Source organism: Capnocytophaga sp. H4358 (assembly GCF_002302515.1).
GTDB classification, from domain to species: Bacteria; Bacteroidota; Bacteroidia; order Flavobacteriales; family Flavobacteriaceae; genus Capnocytophaga; species Capnocytophaga canis.
The window spans coordinates 316,197-340,304 of record NZ_CP022380.1 but is presented as its reverse complement, the minus strand read 5'-3'; the positions used below and the strand labels follow the sequence as shown (position 1 = coordinate 340,304).

Sequence of the window (24,108 nt, the reverse complement as noted above, 5' to 3'; positions counted from 1 at the left end):
AAACAACAAGAGACCATATTCAAACGGTCTCTTGTTGTCTTATAATGTAACTTCGAAGAAGCAGGTATTTATTTCGAATTTTTGTACTGTGTCATTAGTTTTCTATGAAAATCTCTTTCTGCATTTTTCAATAATACTAATTTTTGTGCAGAGATAACTTTTAAAAGTTCTTTATCTTTATCCTTGCTTATTTTTGAAATTTTATCTCCTAATTCAGTGTCTTTTTTCAAAATTTCCAAAGCCTCTTTTTCGGTCAGATTCTCTTTCTTAGAAAAACCATGTCTACGACACGTTTTGGCTTCGGTATGTAAATCGTGTAAAATTTTATTATATTTTTCGTATATAGGCCAAAACTTTTTTGCCTCTTCAGCAGTTAAACTCACTTCTTCGGTGATATATCCTATTTTTAGAGTTTTTATACGCTCATAGTTATCCTCTTTTTGAGCAAAAACAGAAAAAGTAAATAAATTAAATAACAAGAAAGTATAAATCAATTTCATAATTACCTATTTTTTTTAATATTCATCTAATCTATAATCGTATTCTGACAAGTAACTGTCAATATTTCCAAAGGATTGTATGTCCCCAACCAAAAAATTATCTAAGTGAACATCTTCAGATTCTTCAACTATCAGGTAAGATTTATCTTCGATATATATATCGCTGAAATAACCCTGAATCTCTGCCGAAGTTAAATCCGAAAAATGAACGTTATTATTTTGATTGTGAGATGTATACATCCAAACAGAAGAGAGTATGAGAGCTGTAAAAACCGATGCCACGGCATATCTGACAAATGAGAACATCCGTGTTTTCGTTTTTTTCGTTGTAGCTTTCAAAATAGCTTGTTTTGACTTCTCAAAATACTTCTCTGGAACAATAAATGTTTCTTTATTAGGTGCATACTCTTCCAATTCAACCCTATTCATCAATTTCTTTTTGAACTGGTCAAAATAATTTTCGGGCAGTTGCATTCCCGATTGAATATGTAAATTATCTTCGTTCATTTCCTCTAAGACGATAAAAAAGTAAAAAAGTTTAATGACTTTCTAAATAATTTTTAATTTTCTGTACAGCATGATGATATGAAGATTTCAACGCTCCCACTGAAGTACCCAAAATTTCAGAAATTTCCTCATATTTCAATTCTTCAAAATATTTCATATTGAATACAATTTGCTGTTTTTCAGGTAACGAAGATATAGCTTGTTGGAATTTTCGCTCAATTTCGTCGCCTTCAAAATAAGTATCAGCTTCTAAGTGCGAACTTCGGTCGTATTGCAAATCTTCGATAGTACAATTTTTCTCATTAGCTTTCTTTTTCAAAAAATCAAGAGCTTGATTGGTCGCTATGCGGTAAATCCATGAAAATAAAGAGCTATCTCCTCTGAAATTTTCAATACTTCGGAAAATTTTGATAAATGTTTCTTGTAATACATCATCAGCATCATCGTGTGAAATTACAATACGACGGATATGCCAATAAAGTCGCTTTTGGTACAAATCGACCAAAATCTCAAAAGCCTTTCCTCTTTTTTTCTCATTTTGAAGTTGTGATATGAGCTCTTTTTCGTCCAAATTTTATGTTTCAAAAGATTGCATTTCTACCAGTTTTCGATATACGCCATCTTTGGCAAGTAACTCTCCATGAGTACCTTGTTCTACGATGCGCCCCCTTTGCATTACCACGATTAAATCCGCATTTTGGATGGTTGAAAGTCGATGAGCAATGACAATTGAAGTTCGATTTTTCATCATATTTTCCAAAGCACTTTGTACCAAACGCTCACTTTCCGTATCTAATGCTGAGGTGGCTTCATCTAAAATCATAATGGGTGGATTTTTTAAAACAGCACGGGCGATACTCAACCGTTGTTTTTGCCCACCACTGAGTTTACTGCCGGAATCACCTATGTTTGTGTCAAACCCCTCGGGTAGGTCTTTGATAAATTCGTAAGCATTTGCCACTTTGGATGCGTCCAAAATAGCCTCATCGTTAGCAGTCGGATTTCCTATCAGTAAATTGTTTTTTATGCTGTCATTAAATAAGATTGAATCTTGTGAGACCACGCCGATAAGTCTGCGTAAATGACTTATTTTTAGTTGTTTGATGTCTATTCCATCGATTTCGATAGTTCCTTCATTAACATCGTAAAAGCGAGTTATAAGATTGGCGATCGTACTTTTTCCACTTCCCGATTGCCCCACCAAAGCAATGGTTTTTCCTTTGGGAATTTCTAGTGAAAAATCAGTTAAAACGTTTTGTTCTCCGTATCGGAATGTGATGTTTTTCAGTGAAATAGCTGATGAAAAATCAAAAATTTCGGTTGCATTCTCTTTTTCCTTAATTGGATTGTCATATTCCAAAATCTCGAATACGCGTTCGGCTGCGGCATTTCCTCTACGGAAATCGTACGAGGCCTTGCTAATTGCTTTGGCAGGGGTTAAAATGTTGTAAGCCAATCCCATAAAAGCGATAAACGCAGCTCCATCTAAACTTTTTTCCACCAAAACCATTGTTCCACCAAACCATAAAAGCGTAGCAATCATCAATATTCCTAAAAATTCGCTCATGGGCGAGGCTAAGTTTTGTCGGTTACCTAAATTATTTGCCAATTTAAAAAAACGATGCGTTGACTCTTCAAATCTTTTTTGGAAAGTTTTTTCGGCATTGAATGCTTTTACAACTCGCAATCCGCCGACGGTTTCTTCAATGAGTGATAAAAATTTGCCTTGTTCTTGCTGTACTTTTGTGGATTGCTTTTTTAGTGATTTTCCTATTTTGGAAATAATCCACCCTGAAAGTGGAATAAATACAAAAGTGAAAATGGTTAATTTTATACTGATACCGAGCATCATTACAATTGAAAATATAATTGTAAGAGGCTCACGTACAATGAGTTCTAATATAGATAAAAAGGAATGCTGAACTTCTCCTACATCACCAGCCACACGAGCTATGATGTCTCCTTTTCGTTGTTCTGAAAAGTAGGAAAGCGGTAGATTGGTAATTTTTTTATAGAGTTTGTTACGTAAATCTTTCAAAACGCCATTTCGCAAATGGGTAATGAAAAATACTGCTATATAGTTAAATAAATTTTTCAGTAAGAACAACAAAATTACCAAACAGATGACAATAGTGAGTGCTGATACAGAATCCTCACCTACCATATTCGAAATTTTGTAGTTTAGCCATTTTTTTCCGTAGTCCACTAAATCGGAGACGTTTCCAGAGAAAGTGGGCACTTCGTAAACCCTGCTCTCTTTCTTTCCAAACAAAATGTCCAACATAGGAATCAATGATACAAACGACAAAGCACTGAATAATGCATATAATACATTAAAAAGCACATTTAAGAAAGCGTATTTCTTATATGGGTATATATATGGTATGAATTTTTTTAAATTAGGATTCATTTTTTTTGGATTCTGAATTTTATTTTACAGGAGTATGTTTTTTAAAAAACTTTCTCATATTATATTCATCAGCTACATTTGTTAATTTTTGGTGTAGTTACGATGATTAATAACGCAATTTGAATTTAGGAAAACATTATTTACTTTTATGTGAAAGACTCAAATTTCATAAAAAAAACTCAAAAAACGCACATAAAAACACGAATTTTGAGTTTTTTATCTATCTGAAAAACATACTTATTTGTTGTGTTTTTTCACAGTTTCGTCTCTTCGAACCTTCCCGTTATCTGTGTATTCAAATTTTGGAACAAAATAAATAGCTCGTGGCACTTCCAATTTTAACATATCTTTATCAACAAACAAATCATGCGATAAAGTTGGATAATCTTTTTCATTACCTTCTATGTATAAAACCGCTTTCTCCCCAAGTTTTTCGTTAGGTTCGCTGGTTAAAAAGTACTGGTTTTTGATATATTTTTTCATTTTACGCTCCACACTTTCAGGAAATACTTTGAATCCGCCCGAATTGATTACATTATCGTAACGTCCCACCCAAATAAACTCAGTTTGAGATATTAGTTCCACAATATCATTCGTAACCACCAAATGATCCGCGATTTGAGGTGCGTTGATTACCAAACATTTTCGGTCATCTTGTGAAAAGGTAACACCTGGTAGTGCTTTGTAACTTTCTTCGTGGGTAGCGGTGTGATTCACTCTACGCATTGCAATATGTGAGATAGTTTCCGTCATTCCATATGAAGAATAAACATGTGTAGAAACATTTTGCAATTTGTTTTCCAAATCTTCATCAATGGAAGCTCCTCCCAAAATCAATTTTTTCACCCGATGTAAATCGTACAACGACTTTGAAGCTTGTAAAGGAATCATCGCTGAGAAATCATAGTCACGGTTAGTTAATGCTAAAGGCATTGACGAGGGCTGGATGATATCTAAATGCAATCCTAAAATGATAGAACGGATAATCATCATTTTTCCAGCAATGAAATCAGCTGGTAAGCAGAAAAGAGCCGTATTTTTAGGTAATAAATTTAGATATTTACCTGTAGCCAATGCTGAGTTGACCATAAACTGCTTTTTCAAATGTATTACCTTAGGAACACCTGTTGAACCAGAAGTAGTTGCTTCAATAAAGTCACGATTATCCAACCAATTTAACAAGAAATCTCCGACAGATTTCAGATGATTCTCTCCGTTTTTTACATAGTCGGTAGCCAAGATAAGCAACCGTTCTCTGTCCATTGGAAAATTGTCAATTTTGAAATCTCTATGTATGAATGTATAATCTATTTCGTTCATTATGTTTATTTTTTTATGCTATGTATTAATTAATTATCTAAAAATGTACGTAAATCTTGTAACACAAATATCTTGGAAATAAAGTGTTTATTTCCTTATGTTTTATGAAAAAATAGAGGTGCAAATATACGAAAAGGATAGGGAAGTTAAAAATAATCGTAAAAATATTTTTATCGGGTAGATTTAACCTTTAAGGCTATGTCTGTTTTTGAGCTTTTCTAGTTGATTTACAAATCAAAAACAGAACTTCGTTTGGTGTAGAATAGGTCTTTTATCCTTAATAAAGATGCTAATAACAGATAGATTCCGAACCAAGCTCCGAGTGTAGCAAACGTGCTGTATATGAAAAATATACGTACATCTTTAGCTCGTACACCTAGCTTTTCTGCTATTCGAGAGGAAACTGCAAATCCGTGTTTTTCCAAAAAAAAACGAAAATCGAACAATTTTTGTTTCATATCTGATTAATTACCTTGCAAATATAGTAAAAAATAGGTACATGATTCACTTTGTTTTTAAAATCTTTTGAGTTCCACACTTAACTACATATCAAATTCCGGTGATGAACAGGTTTCTTCTCAATCATTCGTTTGATGAGATTATTGAATATATTATCTTTCGATTGAGAACGGTTAATTCGGTATGAAAATTCAGCCAAATATCTATCCATATTGAAATCTGAAACTCGACAATAAATCGTTCTCAACCAACTTTTTACTTGGTGTATTATGGTATGTAAAATAGGGAAATTCTTCCCTTTATTACTCGGTATTTGTTTGATATTGAAATCTTTAATAGGTCTGTAACCTTTCCAATCATCAGTGGTCACTTGGGCGGATTTATCAATATGTTTATCAAAAATTGTCCGTAATGATTTGGCAGAATAATCTTCTATTTTATTAGCATAGAATCGTTTAACCTTCCCATCATCAGTTAGTTCTATGGCACAAACAATCTTTTTTTTCTTTGAATCGTAACTCCTACCTTGTTTGCCATCTTCTTTCCCTCCCACAGTAAACTCGTCCACTTGAACTTGACCATTCATTTTATGTAATTCATTGGATTTCATTGCTTCACGAACTTTGTGCATAAACAATCGAGCCGTATTTTCGGTAATTCCATAACGAACAGACATTTGTAAAGCTGATAGGTTTTTAGTGGTTGCACACATCTCAAAACAAATAAAAAAAGCCTTACGAAGCCCGAATTTTACTTTGTGAAAAAGTGTTCCTGCCGTAGGGCTTTCCGTATCAGAACAAATGTTACAAGTTCTTGAAAAATCCTTGCGGATTTGGCTTTTTGTATGCCCACATTTACGACAAACAAAGCCTTTTTCCCACTTCCAATGAGCTAAATATTCTTCACAATCTAAGTCGGTTTTGAAGCGTTCAGTGAACTCTAAAAGATTTTGACCGTTAAAAATTTCCATAACTACCTGATTTTATGAACTGCAAATATATGAAATTATATGAGGAACTCAAAAAATCTTTATTGATGTTGCACCTGTAATTTGTAATCTAAATGATATTATTCGATGAATAATTTTGAAAGTACTCATAAAAAAACCGCTTGATTCTCAATAATCAAGCGGAATATTACAAGTTTTTTTGTAAGAAAGAGTATCTTACTGTTTGGTAGTGAATAAGGTTGGTTTTATGTTCAATTGCACCCAGAACCAATTTTGCATATCGTGAGTTATGGGCGTTTTTATGGCATCAGAAGGCAAATGATGTGAGTATCCAATGTTTAAGCCAACATCTTTGCGGAATTGCTGTGTGAACATAAAGTCTAACTCGGTTCCGAGATAGCTTTTGTTATCAGCACGTTTTGCATTGCTCATAAAAATATGCGGCATGAATAGCAAATTTGATTTCTCATTGAATTTAACAATGGCTTTAGCATAGATATCGTTGAGTCCTGTGGTTCCCTGTAAATTTTGACCTAAGTAGTAAAAATCCATATGCCCGTTGAACTTGTGAGCCGTTCCGTACAGAGGATTGAAACTTTTGATTTTAGCAGAAGTGTCATCATAGTCTCTACCGCTAAGCATTTCCATTCCCAATCCTGCGGTAAACTCCTGTGTCTTATAAATTAACTCAGCCCGAAGTTGATATGCCGAAACGCTTGTTTTTTGAAATTTTCCAAATTGGTAATAAGCACTTGCTTCCAACATTAGGCTTGATATCGGGAAAATACCGTAAAAACCAGTGGTTTGCATGTTCGACACACCATCTTGTTTTCCTGATGAGTCAAAGTCTTGAAATCCATTGTTGATAAACAAAAAGCTAAGTGAATTGTCTTGCCATTTTTTGTTGGCTCTTAAAAACTGCATCGTTTTGTATGTGTTTTTTGAAGTGTTTCCAATGGCATAAGCGTTTCCTACGTTAGGTTGTCCTTCTTGGTTGAATGCCAACCCAACGTTTAGAAAATTTTTATACGAAACGACTGCTGCATCATGGAAACGACCATATTGAGACCAATCCAATCCTCCTAAGATCCGCTCATCATCATACGAAATGACTTGTCGACCTAATTTCACATTCCAATCTTCATCAATTTGCATTTTTGCCCAAGCTTCAAAAAAACCTAAATGATTTTTTAATTCTGCTTGAGGTTGTTGTGCATCGCCCCAAGTAAAAATTTGCTGTGCTGTCAAGCGAAGTTCTAACCACTCGTTTTGATAGGAAGTCCCCAATCGAGCTCGTTGGTTTACAAAAAAAGCAGGTTTCTCTTCTTTTTGAAAAAGCCTTCCCTGACCGTGCCGATATTCAGATCGAGTTCTGAAATTAGCGTCAACAGAGAAATCTTGTGCGACCAAAGTACTAAATCCCACAAGGAATAATAACGTTGTTAAGAAATGTTTTTTCATTTGCAATGGTATTAGTTTGTTTAAGTAACTTTTACATCTTATATAAGAGATTTTTTAATCTCTTATAGAGACAGCACAAATATACACACTATTTTTTATAAAATGAAAAAATAAATCTTAAAAATTACGTTTATCACAATAAATTGTTTGTTTTTTGCGTATAAATATGATATTTATCATTTCTGAGGATATAAAATAATTTTTTGATAGATTATTCCTGTCTTTCCACTTTTTTGTAGAAGTATTCAATTCCCGCTGTATTTTTCACCGTAAATGATTTTTCCGATAGCGACTCCAAGGTTTCTACCCATTTATTGTCTTTGGAGGTATAATTCATCTCCCAAGTATTACCTTTTTTGACGATTGAGAAAAATTCGGCATCCTCACTCGTTTGGTACTTACCAAAAAGTTGTGGATAAACCTTTTTACGAAATCCGCTGTTATCCTTCAAGTCGATATAATCGTAGGTTGTATTTATTTCGTATATTTTTACAGATTTGTCAGCTAAGATAACCTTTTCAATTTCCCAATACCCTTTGAGTAGCACCAATTCCTTCTCAGTGATTTTATTTTTGCAAGATGTTGATAGTGAGATTAATAATACAATTATAGTATACTGAATTGTTTTCATAAGTATGTCAAATTATTGCAACTTTATCTTTATTTAAAAAACGTTTACGTACGAATATCGGAGGTCAAATTTACAAAAAATATGCGAGAAAGTTTTGTTATTTCCTTTTTTTGTTGTTACTTTGCATTTCAAAGAACTTTAAAAATGGAAGATAAAAGCTATTTAGAAGATTTACAGCATATTAAACAAATGATGCGAAAATCTACTCAATTTCTGTCATTGAGTGGACTTTCTGGGGTGTTAGCTGGAGTGTATGCGCTCATTGGAGCCTATGTTGTTCATCTTTTGCTTGAAAAACATTATGCTTATAATCAATTTGTTATCTTAGAAAGTAAAACGTTTAAGGCTATTTTAGGAGTTGCAGCAACTGTATTGATACTCTCATTAGTAACGGCTTATATATTATCACAACGCAAAGCAAGACGTAGGGGAGAAACTTTAATCAACGCCACTTCGAAACGTGCTTTTTGGAATTTTGCCATTCCAATGCTTACAGGAGGGATACTGATTTTCTTGCTACTAAAGAATGAATATTATGGATTATTAGCACCTATGACTTTGATCTTCTATGGTTTAGCTTGTGTGAATGTCAGTAGATATACCTTTGGGGATGTTCGTTATTTGGGAATAACTGAAGTTATTTTGGGCTTGTTGGCTGTACAATTTTCAGGCTATGGATTGCTCTTTTGGGTGATTGGTTTTGGAGTATGTCATATTTTTTACGGTTTGTTAATGTATTTTAAATATGATAGGGGTAGGGTGGAGTAGTTTTCTCTTTCTTAAAACCTGTACCAAAATTACCATTTTATACTGATGAACATCTGTTTTAAAGGAAATAAAAATTAAAAATTGAAGGAACTTTTACAACATATAAATAAAGCATTCGATAATCGCACACGATTGGGGATTATGTCAATACTTATGGTCAATGAAAGTGCTGATTTCAATACCTTAAAGGAATTACTTGACGTCACAGATGGAAATTTAGCAAGTCATACAAAATCCCTTGAAAACGAGGAGTATATCGTTGTAGAGAAACGTTTTATCGGTCGTAAAACCAATACTACCTACAAAGCAACAGAAAAAGGACGAAAGGCTTTCCAAAGCCATATACTAGCCTTGGAAAAAATTATAAAAGGGACTGAAAATTAGTGAGTTCTATTTTTTTAATTTTAAACTTTGAAATTCAAAGAACTTTTAAATTTATTATTAATATAAAAATAAACGTTATGGAATCAAATCAAAAATCATTTATCGCAACATTGTTGCAATCAAGTACCGCTCGAATGGTCATGGTCGGAATTTTAATTTTGGTATTGCTAATTCCGTTAGAATTAGTAAAAAGTTTAGTTAGAGAACGCAAATACCGACAGGAGGAAGTCATAGGTGAAATCAATTCAAAATGGGGGGAGAAAGTGTTTTTCTATGGGCCTATTTTAAAGGTTCCTTACACTTCCTACGAGAAAAATACCGTTTATGACAAAAAATTAGGGACAACTGTTATAGAGCGAAAAGCCCAACAAAATGTAGCGTACTTTTTTCCTGAGACATTAAAAAATATTTCGAACGTGATGACCGAAACTAAAAAGCGTAATAATTATGAGTCGGTGGTGTTCACAGCTGAAATGGAATTCGAAGGGAAGTATGTAAAACCAGATTTCTCGTCAAAAAATATCCCTGAAGAAGATATTCACTGGGATAAAGCTACTATTTTGATTCGAACAACCAATTTATCAAGCATAAAAAATGGTGTTTCCATCAATTTATCAGGGAAATCGTATTCTTTCGAGCCTATTTATGAAGAAAGTTCTTCCAATTATGCTCAATATGATGAGTATAACGGTCATACAGGAACTTATTTCGTAGTATCTTCATTAGAAACATCTTTTTTTAACCTAAAAGAGCATTTTGATAATGGTAATTTTAATTTTTCGATAAAATATGATGGAAGTTCAAGCATTAGTATCGTCCCGATTGGAAAAATTACAGAAAGTACAGTTAAATCGAATTGGAAAGATCCGAGTTTTAAAGGCAATTTCTTGCCGTATCAAAAAGAAATTACAAATAGCGGATTTTCAGCTGATTGGAAAGTGTTACATATCAATCGTCCTTTTGCTCAACAATCTTTTGGTGTGTTACCAAGTATTGAAAAATACACTTTCGATGTAGATTTTGTAATCCCTGTGGATGAATATCAGCAAAATGAAAGGGCTAGTAAGTATGGATTTTTGGTTATAGGACTTACATTTTTAATTTTCTTTTTGATACAAACCATTAGTAAAGTAAAAATTCATATTTTTCAGTATACGATGATAGGATTAGCTTTGATCATGTTTTATACACTTTTGATTTCGATTACAGAGCATAGTAGCTTTTCAAAAGCGTATCTTATTGCATCATTAATGGTTATTTTACTCATTAGCTTATACTCGGTATCCATATTGAAAAACAGAAAGTTTCCATTTTTTATAGGATGCTCACTATCAGCTGTATATGGATTTATTTATGTGATTATTCAATTGGAGAACTACGCACTTTTAGTGGGAAGCATTGGCTTGTTTGCAATTCTCGCTATCGTGATGTACGTTTCGAGGAAAATAGAATGGTAAGAGAGTTATAATGCAATGAAGAAAGTCGGGGTGACTGGACTCGAACCAGCGACCACACGCACCCCATACGTGTACGCTACCAACTGCGCCACACCCCGATTTTTCGGTTGCAAATATACTATTTTTTATTTAAATTCCTAATCTTTCCTATAACCTGTTTACTTTATCAATACCTTTGATATGTTTCAAATCTAACATCAATTGCTTTAGAGTAGCGTTATTGTTCACTGTAATTGATAGCTTTCCGTTGAACATATTTCCCTCTGTGTCTATGTTTATGTTTGTCATTTTTACAAATTTATTACTTCCAATGGTTTGTGAAATATCAGCTACCAACCCATCACGATCTAAACCGCTAATTCGGATAGCGACTTTAAATTCTTGTTCGGCTGATTTTACCCATTTGGCAACCATGATACGGTAAGCATAGTTTGACTGCATTGAAATAGCATTCGGACAGTTTTTTTTATGTACCTTAACTCCCTCATTGATAGTAATAAACCCAAAAATAGGATCCCCAGAAATAGGGTTACAACATTTAGCAAACGTATAGTCCAAAGATTCCTCTTCTTTGCCAAAAACAATGCTATCGTAGTGTTCATTTGAACTTTCCACCTCTTCCACCACATTCTTTTTACTGGTGATTTTGCTTTTGAAAAAGTTGAAGAATGACGAACGTTTTGAAGCAAAATCTCTAAGCATCTGGTTTGTGATTTCTCCCGTACCAACTTGGTAAAAAATATCCAAACTTGTTTTGGTTTTGAAATGGCTAACTAAGTCGTTTACAACATCTTCTGTAAGGCTTACTTTCAATTGTTTCAATTTGCGTTGCAACAGTTCCCGTCCTTCGGCGGCTACCGTTTTAACCTCTTCTTTGAGAGCTGATTTGATTTTGCTTCGAGCCTTAGCTGTAGTTGCATAGTTCAGCCAGTTTTTGTTTGGTTTGGCATTTTCAGCGGTGATGATTTCTACTTGATCGCCGCTTTTCAGAACATGGCTTAGGGGAACGAGTTTGTTGTTTACCTTTGCCCCACGAGTTTTCATTCCTACCCCCGTATGGATGTAAAATGCAAAGTCAATCGGTGTAGCTCCTTTAGGTAAGGATTTGATTTCTCCATTAGGGGTAAAGACAAAAATTTCTTTGGCATAGAGGTTTAGTTTGAAATCCTCAACGAAATCCACAGCATTACCTTCACTATTTTCCAACACTTCTTGCAAACGATTAAGCCATACTTCAATCCCTGCTTCTTCCTGGTTTCCGTGCTTATATTTGAAGTGAGCAGCATATCCCTTTTCGGCAATTTCGTGCATACGCTCACTGCGTATTTGAACCTCCACCCAGCGTCCTTTAGGCCCCATTACGGTAATATGCAATGCTTCATAACCTGTTGATTTTGGTGCTGATATCCAATCGCGAAGCCTTGTTGGATTGGGGCGAAAATGATCCGTAACAATAGAGTAAATTTTCCATGCTAAAAACTTCTCTTCCTCAGGAGTGCTTTTATAAATGATACGTATGGCAAATTTATCATATATTTCTTCAAAGGTAACGCCTTGATTTTCCATCTTTTTGTAAATTGAGTAGATAGATTTCGGACGACCTTTGATACGGTATTCTATTTTTTGACTGTTTAAAGATGATTCAATGATTTGGGTAAATGATTCTATATAGCTTTTTTGCTCTTCTTTCGATTCTTCCATCTTACCGAGTATGCTGTAATAATACTCAGGGTCTGTGTACTTTAGCCCCAAATCCTCCAATTCGGTTTTAATGTTGTATAACCCGATACGATGTGCTAATGGAGCATAAATGTACAAGGTTTCAGAAGCTATTTTGGCTTGTTTGTGTTCCGCCATTGAGTCCATCGTTTGCATATTATGCAGACGATCAGCGATTTTGATGATAATTACACGCACATCATCGTTCATCGTTAAAAGCAGTTTTCTGAAATTTTCAGCCTGTAATGATATATCTTTTTCTTTACTTAGGTTGGAAATTTTAGTAAGTCCTTCAACGATATGTGCTACTGTTTTGCCAAAAAGACGTTCCATATCTTCCACAGTGTGGTCGGTATCTTCAACTACATCATGTAACAAAGCTGCAGCAATGGAAACGGCATCCAAACCAATTTGCGAAGCTACAATTTTAGCTACTGCAATCGGATGTAGAATGTAAGGCTCACCACTTTTGCGACGTTGTTCTTTATGAGCATCTACTGCCGTGTCGAAAGCTAATCGAATTAGTTTTTTGTCATCTTCCGTAAGGGTCTGATAACTAATACTTAATAGCTCTTTGTACTCCCGAGCTATTATTTTATTTTCTTCCTCCAAGTCAAAATTCCATCCCATAGCCTCAAAATGTTTTGTTTGTGAATTATCTTAAAAAATCTAAAAAATATTTCTTTTTTTCAGTGAAATTTAAGTAATTCAGAAAGAGGTATATTACTTATTTTTAGGAAAAATACGAGTTTTTGTGTCTTTCTGAATCTGTATGTGTCTGAAAAATAAATATTTAATTTTTAATACCTTGTTGAATTTTGTTCAGAATGATATTCTTATATTGGTATAAAATACACACCTTCAAAGCACAAATATAAAAAATAATTAATAAAATCCTACAATAATTATAAATTTATTTAAAGAATATCTATAAAAAGCAATAGCAAGTTAATTTTATTTAAGTGTCAATTTTTTTCACTTTTACGTACAACACAGTTTGTTACGTATATGCTCATTTTCAGTAGTTTTAAAAGTTCATATCTACAAGTAAACTAATTACCTTTGAGTGTAATCTGTCATATATTTCGCAGACAAATATCTATTTTTTTTACTCAGAAACTGACGTTTAGTCTATCGTGATGTATGCCAAATTTGCATATTTCAAATTAAAGTAGTTATTTTGTTCCTTATTCATATTAAATTATATGTCGTCAATTGAAAATTATAGAAAAGTATTTTTAACTCATTTGCAAGAAAATATCACCAAGCAAGAACCTGAAAATTTGTATGCCCCGATGCACTATATCTTAGGTTTAGGAGGGAAACGTATACGTCCTATTTTAACATTGTTAGGGGCAGATATTTTTCAAACAGATTATAAAAAGGCACTCCATGCGGCTTTAGCAGTAGAAGTTTTTCATAATTTTTCATTAGTTCACGATGATGTTATGGATAAGGCGCCTTTAAGGCGAGGACAGCAAACGGTTCATCATAAATGGGACTTAAATACAGCTATTCTTTCAGGAGATGCTATGCTTATCATAGCTTATCAGTTTTTTGAAAATTATGAACCTATTGTTTTTCAGCAACTTGCTAAGTTGTTTAGCAAGACAGCTTTGCAGGTTTGTGAAGGGCAACAATGGGATATGGATTTTGAAACACGTAACGATGTTAGTGTGGAAGAATATTTATTGATGATAAAATATAAAACCGCTGTTTTGGTGGGAGCTGCTTTACAGATGGGAGCTATAGTTGCCAAAACAACAGACGAAAATAAGCAATTGATTTATGATTTTGGGGTTCAATTAGGGATGGCATTTCAACTGCAAGATGATTACTTAGATTCTTTTGGAGACGCTTCTTTTGGAAAGAAAATTGGTGGGGATATTTTAGAAAATAAGAAGACAATGCTCTATTTGAAAGCTTTGGAACTTGCTGATAATGAGCAAAGAAATTTATTATATAATCTTTATAATACTACGGAAGAAACCCCTCAAAAGGTTGAAAAAGTAAAGAAAATATTTACGGATACAAAAACCACTGATTTCGTAAAAACTCAAATTGAATATTATACCCAACAAGCCATTCAAACTCTCGAAAAATTAGATATTCAACAAGATAAGCGAAATGAAATCAAGCAATTTGCGCTTGATTTGATGCATCGAAAAATTTAATTTAAATTACACAGATTCAGTAGGGATATCAAAACATTGTGCCCTACTGAATGATATTTACTTCACTTTCCAAATGAATCTGAAACTTGTTGTATACGGTTTGTTGTATGAATTTTGATAACTCAACAAGTTCTTGTCCTGTAGCATTACCATAGTTTACCAAAACTAAGGCCTGTTTTTGGTGTACACCTACATCACCTCTTCGGTAACCTTTTAGTCCGCAAGTTTCTATGAGCCAACCCGCAGGGATTTTTGTAGACTCTTCATTGACAACATAATGAGGCATCTGAGGGTATATTTTCTGTAATTTTTCGAAATGAATTTTGGATACAATCGGATTTTTAAAAAAACTACCACTATTGCCAATTTCTTTCGGATTAGGAAGTTTACTTTCTCTGATGGAGATGACTGCTTTTGAGATGTCTATCGGTTGTGGATTTTTAATATTTTTTTGTTCCAAAATTTCACGAATGGCTCCGTATTCTGTATGTAAAATGTGATTCTTTTTGGTCAATTTAAAAGTTACCGAAGTTATGATATAATTTCCTTTTTCTTCACACTTGAAAATAGATTCCCGATATGAAAATTTACATTCATCTTTTGAAAACTGTTTTTGAGTTATGGAGTGGATATTTATGGCTTGGCAATATGCCATAACATCTTTAATTTCAACACCATACGCTCCTATATTTTGAATTGGAGTAGCTCCTACATTTCCAGGTATGAGAGATAGATTTTCAAGACCTCCGTATCCTTTTTCCAAGCAAAATTGTACAAACTCGTGCCAATTTTCACCTGCTGCTGCGGTTATCCACACATGGTCATCTGTTTCCCTTTCAATAGAAATACCTTTGAGTTGTATCCAAAAAACTGGATTTTCAATGTTTTTTGTGAGTAACATGTTACTTCCTCCTCCAAAAATGAAAGGATTTTTGTAATTGTTAAGTGCTTTTGTAAGCCCTTTTTCCGAATGTATGGTCACAAAGGTAGTGGCTTGAGCATCAATCCTAAAGGTGTTAAACGGTTTTAAAGATACGTGGTGTTCTATAATCATATGAATTGTATTTATGCCTTATTTTCTTCCTCCTCTTCTGGTAAAATATCAATTTTTGGCTCTATAAGAGTTTCTTTATTTGCGATGGTTCTTTCTAACGAAAGCAATAAACTCGGTAGTAATAACAAATTGGTTAGCATGGCGAACAAAAGAGTTAGTGAAATCAATCCACCGAGAGCTTTTGTTCCGCCAAAACTTGATAGCATAAACACCGAAAACCCGAAAAACAATACCACTGAGGTGTAGAACATACTTACTCCTGTTTCTCGTAAAGTCGCATAAACGGATTTGCTGATTTTCCAGTTTCTTGCAACCAATTCCTGACGATATTTTGCCAAAAAATGAATGGTATCATCAACTGAAATACCGAAAACAATACTAAAAACCAATATGGTCGAGGGTTTTAGAGGTATGCCAAAATAACCCATCATTCCTGCTGTAACCAATAGTGGTAATAGGTTGGGAACCAATGAAGTGAGTATCATTTTAAACGAACGGAACATGTAGGACATGATCAGTGCAATAAGTAAAATAGCTAATCCTAACGAATAAATAAGATTTTTTGCCAAATAGGTAGTTCCTTTAGTAAACAGAAAAGCTTTTCCAGTGACTTTCACTTCATATTTTTCTTCTGGAAATATTTTTTTTGCTTTTGCGTAGATATTTTCTTCTATTTGTTGCATTTTGTCCGTACCAATATCTTTCATGAAGGTTGTGATTCGAGCCGTTTGCCCCAAGGAATCAACATAGGAACTTAGCATTTGTCCGTTACCTTTTGAATTTCTGACGTAGGACATTATGAAATTTTGTTCCTGAGAGGTTGGTAAATCGTAGTACTCTGGATTTCCGTTGTAGTAGGTTTGTTTAGCATATTTCACTAAATCAACTATTGAAATAGGTTTAGAAATTTCTGGAATATCCTCAATATATTTACATAACTCGTCAATTTTTTTTAAGTTAGGCAATCGCATTACTCCATTTTTCTGTTTGGTATCTACCGTAATTTCCAAAGGCATGATGCCTCCAAATTCTTTTTCAAAAAACAAAATATCATCGAAAAAAGGAGCTGATTTTGGCATATCTTCAATCAAACTTCCCGATATTTTCATTTGATTAATCCCTATAATACTTAGTGTTAGCAGCATTACAGCAATAGAGAATACTGCAATTCGGTGGTGCTTAACGGTTCGTTCCAACAGTTGTATAAACTTCTGAATCCAAGTGCGGTGCAAGTGTTTCAAATGTTTTTCTTTTGGAATTTTCATAAAGCTGTATATGATAGGTATAATGCACAACGAAATGAAAAAGATAGACATGATGCTGATGGCAGCAATGGTTCCGAACTCCTGTAAAAGACTACTTTCCGTAAAAATAAAAGTAGCAAAACCGATGGAAGTTGTTAGGTTAGTAAGCAAGGTCGCATTTCCTACATTTCTGATGACACGTTGGAGAGATTTGGCTTGGTTTCCATGTTTGTTAAATTCCTGTTGATATTTGTTAATCAAGAATATACAGTTTGGAATTCCAATAACGATTACCAAAGGAGGAATAAGTCCAGTCAAAATCGTAATTTCATAATTGAATAAACCAAGCAACCCGAATGACCACATAACCCCAATAGAAACTACACTCATCGAAATAAACATAGCACGATAAGAGCGGAAAAAAAGGAATAAAATAAATGATGTAATAAGCAACGCCATTCCGATAAATAACCCAATTTCATCGATAATGTTTTGAGCACTAAGTGTTCGTATGTAGGGCATACCTGAAGTACGTACTTTGATTTGCGTTTGCTGTTCAAATTTTTCTATAATAGGGATTAAGGTGTTTATAATGAAGTCTTTACGTTCTTTCGTGTTTATGATTTTTTTGTTCATATACAACGCCGTTTGTAAAGTTTCTGTTTCTGGATTGTAGACGATTCCTTTATAGAAAGGCAGTTTTTCGGAAAGTAATTGTTTGATGCTATCTACTTGATTTTGAGAGGTTATTATGCCGTCTATAAGTGGTTTCGTAGTAAAACTTTCGGTAGCTACGTCTTTTGTTAAAACTGGTAAATTCCCTATGGAAAGCACAGCTTCAACTTCCTTAAATTGTTTAAATTCATTGGCTAAACCTTTCCATTGATTTAATATTTCGGGAGTGTAACTATTTTTATTTTCAATAGCTAATAGAATAAGATTTCCTTCTTCACCAAATTTTGATAGAAATTCATGATATTCTAGGTTAATCGGATGTCCGTCAGGAAGCATATTCGCTTCCGTAAATGTAAAGCGAATGTTTTTCCATTGCAAGGCTAAAAAAAGGGTTATTAGTGCAATAGCAACGAGTATCGCAATCCGATTTCTCAGAATCAGACGTGCAACAGTAGTCCAAAATTCAGCTTTAAACCATTTTATCATGTTCTATTTTATTAATTTCGTTTATCTTTAACTTAATTGCATCATTAATGTCTATTTGGTAAATGATTTTTTTCCAATTTTATTGTTTTGATGCGTTTTTATTCTACAATTGAGCTCATGATGTTTGTTTTTTGAGTCTCGTAAATACGTAATATGTTGAAGTTTCTTATTAATTACGACTTTTTCAAATTTACCGCCCACCTTTCAAGTCCGTAGAGTATAAAAAATCCTGCCAACGCCAATGCAACAGCTGTTAGAAATTGTGAATCACCTGAAATACTTTCATAAGTGGAAGGCAAAATACTCTTTTCCCATACAGGCACTTCGTTGCCATGCGAATCAATGCGAGTTTGAAGAATCTCCTTCCAAGGCCAAATTTTATTCAGTGAGCCAATGATAACCCCTGTGAGCCCCGCAATTGTGGTATTTCGGTAATTCGCAAAAAGCCATTTCAATACTTTTGAAAAACTCAGTATTCCAATGATTGCTCCTATGCCAAAAACTCCTATAATCTTAAAATTCCAGTCATTTAAGGCTCCCAAAACGATATGATACGACCCTAAGAGTACTAAAATAAATGCTCCCGAAATACCTGGTAAAATCATCGCACAGATTGCCAATGCTCCCGAAAAAAATACGTAAATCAGTCCATCGTTGCTTCCTAAAGGTGGAACAATGGTAATTAAATAAGCCAAAATTCCGAAAAAGAGCATTGATAAAACCGTTCCAAGATTCCATTTTTTAATGTCCTTTGCCAAAAATAGTATACTTGCCAACATTAATCCGAAGAAAAATGACCATACAGCAATCGGTTGGTTTTCTAATAACCATTTTACGCCTTTTGCTAAGGATAAAATACTTATACCTATCCCCACAAGTAGTGAAAAGAAAAAATTACCGTTAATGTGTTTCCAAAAATTGACAACTCCATGGTTTTTCAGGACTTTGAAAGCTCCTAAATTTATATTGTTGATAGAACTAATCAGCTCTTCGTAAATACCTGATATAAAAGCGATTGTTCCACCTGAAACACCAGGAACTACATCCGCAGCTCCCATAGCCATTCCTTTTAGGGAAATTAGCATATAATCTAAAAAAGTTCTTCGCATTTGTTTAAACAATTAGCCTACAAAGGTACGTAAATATTTAAAAAAGTAAACAGTAGGAACGGAAAAACTTTTTAATGGACTATATCATAGAAGCTAAATGAAAATTCTAAAAATGAAATTAGAGTAGGAATCCAATTTTTAAACAAGAAAAAACATAAAAAATTTGTTTTTTTTTGCAGAAAGTATTACGTTTGCAACCGAATTAATTAATAAATGTATCATAACAGTATAATTATTAGCCTTATTATTATCATCAATAACACCTATTGATGCGAGGCTTCGTATATGTAAAACACAGAAAACCTGCATCAGAAATTAGATGCAGGTTTTTTTATTTTTAAAATTTGATTCAGAAATCATCATCAAAATATGGAATTAAATAAATACAGCAAACAAGTTACACAAGACGATACGCAACCTGCAGCACAAGCAATGCTACACGCTTTGGGGCTGACCGATGACGACCTAAAAAAACCTTTAGTAGGCATCGCAAGTACGGGTTACGAGGGAAATCCTTGTAATATGCATCTAAATGATTTAGCTTTGAAAATTAAGGGGGGCGTACAGCAATCGGGTTCTGTGGGATTGATTTTCAACACCATAGGAGTTTCAGACGGAATCTCAATGGGTACTTACGGAATGCGTTACTCTTTAGTTTCGAGAGATATTATCGCTGATTCTATCGAAACGGTAATTCAAGCAATGTGTTACGATGCACTCGTTACAGTGGTAGGGTGCGACAAAAATATGCCGGGAGCTTTAATGGCAATGCTCAGACTGAATCGACCTTCAATTTTGGTGTATGGCGGAACAATTGCCGCAGGTTGCCATAATGGGAAAAAACTCGATGTAGTTTCCGCTTTCGAGGCGTGGGGACAAAAAGTAGCAGGAACTATTGATGAAAAAGAATATAAGGAAGTAATACACAAAGCCTGTCCGGGCGAAGGAGCTTGTGGCGGAATGTACACAGCCAATACAATGGCATCGGCTATTGAAGCATTGGGAATGAGTTTGCCTTACAACTCTTCAACTCCTGCCTCAGGTGATGCCAAAAGACAAGAATGCCTCAAAGTGGGTAAAGCGTTGCGTTATCTGCAAGAAAACGACATCAAACCTCGCGATATCGTCACGCGAAAATCCATCGAAAATGCTTTCCGATTGGTGGTTGCCTTGGGAGGCTCTACCAATGCCGTATTGCACTTTTTAGCCATTGCAAAAGCAGCTCAAATCCCGATGACTATTGATGATTTTGCCAAGTTGAGCGATTCCACACCTTTTATCGCAGACCTTAAACCAAGCGGAAAGTACGTTATGGAAGATTTACACCACATTGGCGGAATCCCTGCTGTGATGAAATATTTACTCGAAAAAGGATTACTTCACGGTGATTGCCTTACAGTTACAGGTAAAACAATAGCTGAAAATCTTGCAGATGTACCATCACTTTCTGAAAACCAAAATATTATATATCCGTTAGAAAAGCCAATCAAAGAAACGGGACATATTCGTATTCTCTATGGAAATTTAGCCACCGAAGGAGCTGTAGCAAAAATTACGGGTAAAGAAGGACTTTCGTTCACCGGAAAAGCCAAAGTTTATGAAGGTGAATTTCTTGCCAATGAAGGAATTGCCAAAGGCGAAGTCACTGAAGGAACAGTTGTGGTCATTCGCTATGAAGGTCCGAAAGGAGGTCCGGGAATGCCTGAAATGTTAAAACCGACTTCTGCCATTATGGGAGCAGGTTTGGGCAAAAAAGTAGCACTCATCACCGATGGTCGATTTTCGGGAGGTTCGCACGGATTTGTAGTTGGGCACATTTCGCCCGAAGCACAAAACGGTGGCAATATTGCATTGGTACAAGATGGTGATTTGATTACCATTGATGCTGTAAAAAACACTATTGATGTACATCTCACCGAAGAAGAATTAGCTCAAAGACGAGCCAATTTCAGCCTCAAACCACTAAAAGATACTGCCAAACGAGGGGTGCTTTACAAATACGCTCGTACGGTAAGTTCCGCCTCACAAGGTTGTGTTACCGATGAATTTTAAATCATATCTGTAAAACAATGACTTATATTGCCGAAATAAAAAATATTCTATCACAAGCGAGGCAACGTGCCTATACGGCTATCAATTCGGTAATGGTTGAAGCCTATTGGCTAATTGGCAGACGAATTGTAGAAGAAGAACAAAATGGCGAAAACCGAGCTGAATACGGAAAAGAAGTATTACAAACTTTATCCATAGCGTTGACCAATGAGTTTGGGAAAGGATACAGTTACAGAACTTTGAGAGAAATACGCCAATTTTATTTGACTTTTCCTGAAATTGAAAAATGGCGAACACTGTTCGCCAAATTGAGTTGGTCTCATTTTCAACGAGTTTTAAAAGTTTCTAATGAAAAAGCACGAATGTACTATCTGACCGAAGCTGCCGAAAATATGTGGACTGTGCGAACCTTTGACAGAAACATTTCTACCTTATACTATGATAGATTATTAGCAAGTGATAATAAATTGGAAGTACAAGAAGAAATGCAAAACAACACAAAACTTCTTCAATTTGAGGAATTTATAAAGAGTCCAACGGTGTTGGAATTTTTAAAACTTCCTATAGGAAAAAGTTACACTGAAATGGAGTTAGAAAAAGCCTTGATTGATGATTTACAAGAATTTATGTTAGAACTCGGTAAAGGTTTTGCTTTCGTAGCTCGTCAGCAACATATAAAAACCGAAACTTCTGATTTTTATATCGATTTGGTATTTTATAATTATATTCTGAAATGTTTTGTTATTGTAGAATTGAAAACCAATAAATTAACGCATCAGGATATTGGTCAATTGGATATGTACGTCAGAATGTATGACGATTTGAAAAGACAAGAAAACGATAACCCCACCATAGGGCTTTTGCTTTGTACGGAAACCGATGGTGTGGTGGCAAGATACTCTATTTTGAATCAAAATTCGCAATTATTTGCCACAAAATATGTACATTACTTGCCTACAGAAGAGGAATTAGTCAGAGAAATAACACAGCAAAAATGGTTTTTTGAGCAGAAAAACGCAAAATAGTATCAAAATCAAAACATAAAATATGATGACAGGAGCAGAAGTTTTAATCAAATGTTTGTTAGCCGAAGGGGTCGATTTAGCTTTCGGTTACCCCGGCGGGGCGATAATGCCCGTTTATGACGAACTTTACAAATACCAAAATCATTTGAAACACATCCTCACTCGCCACGAGCAAGGAGCTATTCACGCTGCACAAGGCTACGCAAGAGCTACCGGAAAAGTAGGTGTGGTTTTTGCCACATCAGGACCCGGAGCAACCAACATCATCACAGGAATTGCCGATGCCCAAATCGATTCCACGCCGTTGGTGTGCATCACAGGTCAGGTAGCAAAGCACCTCTTAGGAACAGATGCCTTTCAGGAAACAGATATCATCGGAATTTCTACCCCCGTAACCAAATGGAATTTCCAAATCACGGAAGTAGAAGAAATACCCGAAGCAATTGCCAAAGCCTTTTACATTGCCCGTTCGGGAAGACCCGGACCTGTACTTATCGACATCGTAAAAAGTGCTCAGTTCGACCAAGTTGCTCAGTTCGACTATAAGAAATGTACTCGAATGCGAAGCTATAATCCTGTACCTGAAATAGATGATTCAAAATTGGCTGAAGCCGCACAAATCATCAATCAAGCACAAAAACCCTATGTTGTTTTCGGACAAGGAATCATTTTAGGTCAAGCTGAAAACGAGCTAAAATCCTTTTTAGAAAAGACCGATATCCCCGCAGCAGCGACCATTTTAGGACTTTCGGCATTGCCCACCGAACACCCCAATTATGTAGGAATGGTAGGTATGCACGGCAACTATGCACCCAATGTAATGACCAATACGTGTGACGTACTCATTGCTTTGGGAATGCGTTTTGATGACCGCGTAACGGGCGATTTAAGCAGATACGCCAAACAAGCAAAGGTGTTGCATTTTGACATTGACCCTGCGGAAATCAACAAAAACGTAAAGGTTGATGTCGCCATATTGGGCAATGTAAAAGAGGCTTTACAGAAAATACTTCCGTTAGTAGAACAGAAAAAACATACAACGTGGCGAGAGGAGTTCAAAAAATACGACAAAGAAGAATATGATTCCGTTATTAAAAACGAATTATATCCTGAAAAAGAAGGGCTAACAATGGGGGAAGTTTTAGAATTGATAAATAAATGTTCTAATCACGAAGCAGTTATCGTCTCCGATGTGGGGCAACATCAGATGATGGCTTGTCGTTATGCGAAATTTAAAAATTCACGCAGTAAAATCACTTCGGGAGGATTAGGCACAATGGGATTTGCCCTACCGGCAGCCATCGGGGCAAAAATAGGAGTTCCTGAAAAACAAGTGGTTGCAGTAATTGGCGATGGTGGTTTTCAAATGACCATTCAAGAATTGGGAACGATTTTTCAGTCGCAAATTCCTGTGAAAATTGTAGTTTTAAACAACGAATTTTTAGGAATGGTTCGTCAGTGGCAAGAACTATTTTTTGACCGCCGATATGCTTCCACCGAAATGATAAATCCTGATTTTATTAAAATTGCAGAAGGGTATCATATTCAGTCGCGATTGGTTACAAAACGTAGCGATTTGGAAGAAGCTGTTAAAGAAATGCTCAATTCCGACAAGGCTTATTTCTTGGAAGTTCGTGTCGAGAAAGAAAACAACGTTTTCCCGATGGTACCCACAGGAGCTTCAGTTTCGGAAGTGAGACTGAAATAAAAGAAGTTCAATGACA

Annotated in this window: 20 protein-coding genes and 1 tRNA gene; 7 read left to right on the top strand and 14 right to left on the bottom strand. The window is 34.9% G+C overall.

Annotated elements, in window-relative coordinates; all coding sequences use genetic code 11:
• Window positions 1-68: 68 nt before the first annotated feature.
• The 9 genes from CGC49_RS01445 to CGC49_RS01405 all read right to left on the bottom strand — a co-directional run bounded on the left by CGC49_RS01445 (window position 69) and on the right by CGC49_RS01405 (window position 8,237).
• On the bottom strand, window positions 69-500 hold the full coding sequence (locus CGC49_RS01445) for a hypothetical protein (RefSeq protein ID WP_042344929.1): 432 nt from the start codon (window positions 498-500) through the stop codon (window positions 69-71).
• 15 nt (window positions 501-515) lie between these two features.
• On the bottom strand, window positions 516-1,007 hold the full coding sequence (locus CGC49_RS01440; protein ID WP_095911694.1) for a hypothetical protein: 492 nt from the start codon (window positions 1,005-1,007) through the stop codon (window positions 516-518).
• A gap of 31 nt (window positions 1,008-1,038) precedes the next feature.
• A complete protein-coding gene (locus CGC49_RS01435) occupies window positions 1,039-1,578 on the bottom strand; it encodes an RNA polymerase sigma factor (RefSeq protein WP_042006236.1) in 540 nt (179 codons plus the stop codon).
• Between the two features lie 3 nt (window positions 1,579-1,581).
• Complete coding sequence (locus tag CGC49_RS01430) at window positions 1,582-3,417, bottom strand: ABC transporter ATP-binding protein (protein WP_095911693.1); 1,836 nt, start codon at window positions 3,415-3,417, stop codon at window positions 1,582-1,584.
• A 237-nt stretch (window positions 3,418-3,654) separates the two neighbouring features.
• Window positions 3,655-4,737, bottom strand: a complete 1,083-nt coding sequence (locus tag CGC49_RS01425; RefSeq protein ID WP_095911692.1) for an AMP-binding protein — start codon at window positions 4,735-4,737, stop codon at window positions 3,655-3,657.
• A 227-nt stretch (window positions 4,738-4,964) separates the two neighbouring features.
• Window positions 4,965-5,195 carry a hypothetical protein gene (locus CGC49_RS01420; protein ID WP_042006231.1) on the bottom strand — a complete coding sequence of 77 codons (231 nt, stop codon included), beginning with the start codon at window positions 5,193-5,195 and terminating at the stop codon, window positions 4,965-4,967.
• Window positions 5,196-5,275: 80 nt separating this feature from the next.
• On the bottom strand, window positions 5,276-6,166 hold the full coding sequence (locus CGC49_RS01415) for an IS1595 family transposase (RefSeq protein WP_095894058.1): 891 nt from the start codon (window positions 6,164-6,166) through the stop codon (window positions 5,276-5,278).
• 195 nt (window positions 6,167-6,361) lie between these two features.
• Window positions 6,362-7,606, bottom strand: coding sequence for an alginate export family protein (locus CGC49_RS01410; protein ID WP_095911691.1), 1,245 nt, complete (start codon window positions 7,604-7,606; stop codon window positions 6,362-6,364).
• A gap of 211 nt (window positions 7,607-7,817) precedes the next feature.
• A complete protein-coding gene (locus tag CGC49_RS01405; protein WP_095911690.1) occupies window positions 7,818-8,237 on the bottom strand; it encodes a hypothetical protein in 420 nt (139 codons plus the stop codon).
• Window positions 8,238-8,381: 144 nt separating this feature from the next.
• Between CGC49_RS01405 and CGC49_RS01400 the strand changes: the two genes are divergently transcribed.
• The 3 genes from CGC49_RS01400 (at window position 8,382) to creD (ending at window position 10,846) form a co-directional block, all read left to right on the top strand.
• Window positions 8,382-9,005 carry a hypothetical protein gene (locus CGC49_RS01400; RefSeq protein WP_042006224.1) on the top strand — a complete coding sequence of 208 codons (624 nt, stop codon included), beginning with the start codon at window positions 8,382-8,384 and terminating at the stop codon, window positions 9,003-9,005.
• Between the two features lie 81 nt (window positions 9,006-9,086).
• Window positions 9,087-9,389, top strand: a complete 303-nt coding sequence (locus CGC49_RS01395; protein WP_042006222.1) for a transcriptional regulator — start codon at window positions 9,087-9,089, stop codon at window positions 9,387-9,389.
• Between the two features lie 77 nt (window positions 9,390-9,466).
• Window positions 9,467-10,846: a cell envelope integrity protein CreD gene (gene creD, locus CGC49_RS01390; RefSeq protein ID WP_095911689.1), complete on the top strand. Its 1,380-nt coding sequence runs from the start codon at window positions 9,467-9,469 to the stop codon at window positions 10,844-10,846.
• Window positions 10,847-10,871: 25 nt separating this feature from the next.
• Here the strand turns inward: creD and CGC49_RS01385 are convergent.
• A tRNA-Pro gene (locus CGC49_RS01385) sits at window positions 10,872-10,944 on the bottom strand.
• Between the two features lie 49 nt (window positions 10,945-10,993).
• A complete protein-coding gene (locus tag CGC49_RS01380; protein ID WP_042006218.1) occupies window positions 10,994-13,195 on the bottom strand; it encodes a bifunctional (p)ppGpp synthetase/guanosine-3',5'-bis(diphosphate) 3'-pyrophosphohydrolase in 2,202 nt (733 codons plus the stop codon).
• A gap of 575 nt (window positions 13,196-13,770) precedes the next feature.
• On the opposite strand from CGC49_RS01380, the gene CGC49_RS01375 reads away from it, so the two are divergent.
• Window positions 13,771-14,739: a polyprenyl synthetase family protein gene (locus CGC49_RS01375; RefSeq protein WP_042006216.1), complete on the top strand. Its 969-nt coding sequence runs from the start codon at window positions 13,771-13,773 to the stop codon at window positions 14,737-14,739.
• Window positions 14,740-14,782: 43 nt separating this feature from the next.
• Here CGC49_RS01375 and murB read toward each other — a convergent pair whose 3' ends face one another.
• From murB to CGC49_RS01360, 3 genes are all read right to left on the bottom strand, one after another.
• On the bottom strand, window positions 14,783-15,793 hold the full coding sequence (gene murB, locus CGC49_RS01370; RefSeq protein ID WP_095911688.1) for a UDP-N-acetylmuramate dehydrogenase: 1,011 nt from the start codon (window positions 15,791-15,793) through the stop codon (window positions 14,783-14,785).
• Window positions 15,794-15,804: 11 nt separating this feature from the next.
• Complete coding sequence (locus CGC49_RS01365; RefSeq protein WP_095911687.1) at window positions 15,805-18,198, bottom strand: RND family transporter; 2,394 nt, start codon at window positions 18,196-18,198, stop codon at window positions 15,805-15,807.
• Between the two features lie 173 nt (window positions 18,199-18,371).
• Window positions 18,372-19,307, bottom strand: a complete 936-nt coding sequence (locus tag CGC49_RS01360; RefSeq protein ID WP_095911686.1) for a DUF368 domain-containing protein — start codon at window positions 19,305-19,307, stop codon at window positions 18,372-18,374.
• Window positions 19,308-19,676: 369 nt separating this feature from the next.
• Between CGC49_RS01360 and ilvD the strand changes: the two genes are divergently transcribed.
• From ilvD to ilvB, 3 genes are read left to right on the top strand one after another with little or no spacing between them, the layout of a single operon-like run.
• The gene (ilvD, locus tag CGC49_RS01355) at window positions 19,677-21,359 is read left to right on the top strand and encodes a dihydroxy-acid dehydratase (RefSeq protein ID WP_095911685.1); all 1,683 of its coding nucleotides are present in this window, start codon (window positions 19,677-19,679) and stop codon (window positions 21,357-21,359) included.
• 17 nt (window positions 21,360-21,376) lie between these two features.
• The gene (locus CGC49_RS01350; RefSeq protein WP_095911684.1) at window positions 21,377-22,384 is read left to right on the top strand and encodes a YhcG family protein; all 1,008 of its coding nucleotides are present in this window, start codon (window positions 21,377-21,379) and stop codon (window positions 22,382-22,384) included.
• Window positions 22,385-22,409: 25 nt separating this feature from the next.
• Window positions 22,410-24,092, top strand: coding sequence for a biosynthetic-type acetolactate synthase large subunit (gene ilvB, locus CGC49_RS01345; protein ID WP_095911683.1), 1,683 nt, complete (start codon window positions 22,410-22,412; stop codon window positions 24,090-24,092).
• Window positions 24,093-24,108 lie beyond the last annotated feature (16 nt).